Source organism: Pseudidiomarina xizangensis (assembly GCF_052541995.1).
Genome location: NZ_JBOBQA010000008.1, coordinates 1 through 5,438 on the forward strand (window position 1 = coordinate 1; position 5,438 = coordinate 5,438).

The window sequence follows — 5,438 nt, forward strand, 5'->3', positions numbered from 1 at the left end:
GAACGCTCTTTAACAATATACCAAGCCAAGCAAACTGTGTGGGCACTTACCGGATTCAGGCAGAGAAAAAGCATCTTCGGATGCGAGGTTCATTCCTTAGGATTTATCTTAAGAGAAAGGAACCACCTGACTGATTGGAAAAGTGCTTAACAAATTAAGATTTATTAAGTCATTGATTCAATGGGTCGATTAAACACTTTAAACTGAAGAGTTTGATCATGGCTCAGATTGAACGCTGGCGGCAGGCCTAACACATGCAAGTCGAGCGGTAACAGAGAGAAGCTTGCTTCTTTGCTGACGAGCGGCGGACGGGTGAGTAATACTTGGGAACTTGCCTTTAGGTGGGGGACAACCACGGGAAACTGTGGCTAATACCGCATAATGTCCTTTCTTTAACGGAAAGGACCAAAGTGGGGGACCTTCGGGCCTCACGCCTAAAGATGGGCCCAAGTGAGATTAGCTAGTTGGTGGGGTAAAGGCTCACCAAGGCGACGATCTCTAGCTGTTCTGAGAGGATGATCAGCCACACTGGGACTGAGACACGGCCCAGACTCCTACGGGAGGCAGCAGTGGGGAATATTGCACAATGGGGGAAACCCTGATGCAGCCATGCCGCGTGTGTGAAGAAGGCCTTCGGGTTGTAAAGCACTTTCAGTGGTGAGGAAGGCGTTGTAGTTAATAGCTGCAACGATTGACGTTAGCCACAGAAGAAGCACCGGCTAACTCCGTGCCAGCAGCCGCGGTAATACGGAGGGTGCAAGCGTTAATCGGAATTACTGGGCGTAAAGCGTACGTAGGCGGCTTGTTAAGCAAGATGTGAAAGCCCCGGGCTCAACCTGGGAATGGCATTTTGAACTGGCAAGCTCGAGTTTTGAAGAGGGTGGTAGAATTTCCTGTGTAGCGGTGAAATGCGTAGATATAGGAAGGAATACCAGTGGCGAAGGCGGCCACCTGGTCAAAAACTGACGCTGAGGTACGAAAGCGTGGGGAGCAAACAGGATTAGATACCCTGGTAGTCCACGCCGTAAACGATGTCAACTAGTTGTTCGTCTTATAAACAAGGTGAGTAACGCAGCTAACGCACTAAGTTGACCGCCTGGGGAGTACGGCCGCAAGGTTAAAACTCAAATGAATTGACGGGGGCCCGCACAAGCGGTGGAGCATGTGGTTTAATTCGATGCAACGCGAAGAACCTTACCATCCCTTGACATCCAGTGAATTTTCTAGAGATAGATTAGTGCCTTCGGGAACACTGAGACAGGTGCTGCATGGCTGTCGTCAGCTCGTGTTGTGAGATGTTGGGTTAAGTCCCGCAACGAGCGCAACCCTTATCCTCAGTTGCCAGCACGTAAAGGTGGGAACTCTGTGGAGACTGCCGGTGATAAACCGGAGGAAGGTGGGGACGACGTCAAGTCATCATGGCCCTTACGGGATGGGCTACACACGTGCTACAATGGCGCATACAAAGGGAAGCAAGCTAGCGATAGCAAGCGGATCTCAAAAAGTGCGTCGTAGTCCGGATCGGAGTCTGCAACTCGACTCCGTGAAGTCGGAATCGCTAGTAATCGTGGATCAGAATGCCACGGTGAATACGTTCCCGGGCCTTGTACACACCGCCCGTCACACCATGGGAGTGGGCTGCACCAGAAGTGGTTAGTTTAACCTTAGGGAGAACGATCACCACGGTGTGGTTCATGACTGGGGTGAAGTCGTAACAAGGTAGCCGTAGGGGAACCTGCGGCTGGATCACCTCCTTATGAAACAGCCTTGAAGAAGTTAAGTGCTCACACAGATTGCCTGGTTTGGTAGATGTAACAAGAGAAACTGGGTCTGCCATTGGCAGATTTAGCGGATACTGGGTCTGTAGCTCAGCTGGTTAGAGCGCACCCCTGATAAGGGTGAGGTCGGTAGTTCAAGTCTACTCAGACCCACCATTTTGAGCGCCTGAGCTGCGTTGGAAAGCCCCTCGCATACTGATGTATGCTTCACGGCTTCCCGCCTTGTCAGCCCCTCAAAATTCCCTTATCAAGTTTGTCGCGATGTTGAAAAAGGGGTTTCCCTGATGTCAGCACGCGCAGGCTAAAGCGCCGAGAGCAAGGCGCACGTTGAGTGATTGAGGGAGCATACCTCGATGGTATGTGACCGATTGAACGAAGCGCGCAACGCGGCTATCGGTGGTTTAGGCAAGCATTAGGGGGCCATAGCTCAGCTGGGAGAGCGCCTGCCTTGCACGCAGGAGGTCAGCGGTTCGATCCCGCTTGGCTCCACCATTTCTCTTGAAGTTAGCGTTAAGCGCTTTGTAGCCCGTAGTTCTACTACGGGTGATGGCTGACCCCGTAGTAGAACTACGGGCTACAGTGAAGGCAAAGCTTTTACCGGTAACTTTGTGTTACACGCTCTTTAACAATATGAACAAGCTGATTGTAATAAAGTAATGAAATGCCACTCTACTTGAATCAACCATATTTGGTAGAGGCGTATCGAACTTGTGTATAGCATCGAGAACAGCCCATATAATTTGAAAGTTAGACACTTTCGGGTTGTATGGTTAAGTGACGAAGCGTAGACGGTGGATGCCTAGGCAGTTGGAGGCGATGAAGGACGTACTAACTTGCGATAAGCCATGATGAGGCAGTAAGAGCCGCATGAGTCATGGATTTCCGAATGGGGAAACCCAGTGTGCTTGCACACTATCCTTAACTGAATTCATAGGTTAAGGAAGCGAACCCGGAGAACTGAAACATCTAAGTACCCGGAGGAAAAGAAATCAAATGAGATTTCCCTAGTAGCGGCGAGCGAACGGGAATTAGCCCTTAAGCAATCATGGTGTTAGTGGAACGAGCTGGAAAGCTTGACGATACAGGGTGATAGTCCCGTACACGACGATGCCATGAATGTGAAAACGAGTAGGTCGGGACACGTGTTATCTTGACTGAATATGGGGGGACCATCCTCCAAGGCTAAATACTCCCAACTGACCGATAGTGAACCAGTACCGTGAGGGAAAGGCGAAAAGAACCCCGGCGAGGGGAGTGAAATAGAACCTGAAACCGTCTACGTACAAGCAGTAGGAGCCTTCTTCGTGAGGGTGACTGCGTACCTTTTGTATAATGGGTCAGCGACTTATATTTTGTAGCAAGGTTAACCGTATAGGGGAGCCGTAGGGAAACCGAGTCTTAACTGGGCGCTTAGTTGCAAGGTATAGACCCGAAACCGGGCGATCTAGCCATGGGCAGGTTGAAGATTGAGTAACATCAATTGGAGGACCGAACTCACTAATGTTGAAAAATTAGGAGATGACCTGTGGCTCGGAGTGAAAGGCTAATCAAGCCCGGAGATAGCTGGTTCTCCCCGAAAGCTATTTAGGTAGCGCCTCGGACGAATACCACTGGGGGTAGAGCACTGTTTGGGCTAGGGGGTCATCCCGACTTACCAACCCCATGCAAACTCCGAATACCAGTGAGTACTATCCGGGAGACACACGGCGGGTGCTAACGTCCGTCGTGAAGAGGGAAACAACCCAGACCGCCAGCTAAGGTCCCCAAGTCATGGCTAAGTGGGAAACGATGTGGGAAGGCTCAGACAGCTAGGAGGTTGGCTTAGAAGCAGCCACCCTTTAAAGAAAGCGTAATAGCTCACTAGTCGAGTCGGCCTGCGCGGAAGATGTAACGGGGCTAAGCCATGCACCGAAGCTGCGGCTACATACTATGTATGTGGGGTAGGGGAGCGTTCTGTAAGCCGTTGAAGGTGGATTGAGAAGTCTGCTGGAGGTATCAGAAGTGCGAATGCTGACATGAGTAACGATAATGGGAGTGAAAAACTCCCACGCCGGAAGACCAAGGTTTCCTATCCCATGCTAATCAGGGTAGGGTAAGTCGGCCCCTAAGGCGAGGCCGAGAGGCGTAGTCGATGGGAATCAGGTTAATACTCCTGAACCGATATATACTGCGATGGGGGGACGGAGAAGGCTAGGCAAGCCGGGTGTTGGTTATCCCGGTGAAAGTAAGTAGGTTAACGGTTTAGGTAAATCCGGACCGTTCTCTTAAGTGAGAGACTGAGATACGAGACGAGCACCTAAGGGTGCGAAGTTGTTGATGCCCTGCTTCCAGGAAAAGCCTCTAAGCTTCAGGTATATATTGACCGTACCCGAAACCGACACAGGTGGTCAGGTAGAGAATACTAAGGCGCTTGAGAGAACTCGGGTGAAGGAACTAGGCAAAATAGTACCGTAACTTCGGGAGAAGGTACGCCAGAGCTAGTGAACCCCTTGCGGGGGGAGCTGGAGCTGGCCGCAGTGACCAGGTGGCTGGGACTGTTTATTAAAAACACAGCACTCTGCAAACACGAAAGTGGACGTATAGGGTGTGACACCTGCCCGGTGCCGGAAGGTTAATTGATGGGGTTAGCGTAAGCGAAGCTCTTGATCGAAGCCCCGGTAAACGGCGGCCGTAACTATAACGGTCCTAAGGTAGCGAAATTCCTTGTCGGGTAAGTTCCGACCTGCACGAATGGTGTAACCATGGCCACGCTGTCTCCACCCGAGACTCAGTGAAATTGAAATCGCCGTGAAGATGCGGTGTACCCGCGGCTAGACGGAAAGACCCCGTGAACCTTTACTACAGCTTGGCACTGAACATTGAACCTCCATGTGTAGGATAGGTGGGAGGCTATGAAGCATTGGCGCTAGTTGATGTGGAGCCATCCTTGAAATACCACCCTTGTATGTTTGATGTTCTAACTTAGGTCCCTTATCGGGATTGAGGACAGTGCCTGGTGGGTAGTTTGACTGGGGCGGTCTCCTCCCAAAGAGTAACGGAGGAGCACGAAGGTTGGCTAAGTACGGTCGGACATCGTACGGTTAGTGTAATGGCACAAGCCAGCTTAACTGCGAGACAGACACGTCGAGCAGGTACGAAAGTAGGTCATAGTGATCCGGTGGTTCTGAATGGAAGGGCCATCGCTCAACGGATAAAAGGTACTCCGGGGATAACAGGCTGATACCGCCCAAGAGTTCATATCGACGGCGGTGTTTGGCACCTCGATGTCGGCTCATCACATCCTGGGGCTGTAGTCGGTCCCAAGGGTATGGCTGTTCGCCATTTAAAGTGGTACGCGAGCTGGGTTTAGAACGTCGTGAGACAGTTCGGTCCCTATCTGCCGTGGGCGTTTGAGAGTTGAGAGGGGTTGCTCCTAGTACGAGAGGACCGGAGTGAACGAACCGCTGGTGTTCGGGTTGTCATGCCAATGGCACTGCCCGGTAGCTACGTTCGGAATCGATAACCGCTGAAAGCATCTAAGCGGGAAGCGAGCCTCAAGATAAGCTCTCACTAGCACGTAAGTGCTCTGAAGGGTTGTTGAAGACGACGACGTTGATAGGCGGGGTGTGGAAGCGTAGTAATGCGTTGAGCTAACCCGTACTAATTGCCCGTGAGGCTTAA

At 51.4% G+C, this 5,438-nt stretch carries 2 tRNA genes and 2 rRNA genes; all 4 read left to right on the forward strand.

Going from position 1 to position 5,438, the window contains the following annotated elements:
* Positions 1–200: 200 nt before the first annotated feature.
* Positions 201–1,757, forward strand: a 16S ribosomal RNA gene (locus tag ACQ5ES_RS11605).
* 100 nt (positions 1,758–1,857) lie between these two features.
* Positions 1,858–1,934 (forward strand) — tRNA-Ile (locus tag ACQ5ES_RS11610).
* 260 nt (positions 1,935–2,194) lie between these two features.
* A tRNA-Ala gene (locus tag ACQ5ES_RS11615) sits at positions 2,195–2,270 on the forward strand.
* A gap of 276 nt (positions 2,271–2,546) precedes the next feature.
* Positions 2,547–5,438, forward strand: a 23S ribosomal RNA gene (locus tag ACQ5ES_RS11620); the annotation flags it as partial.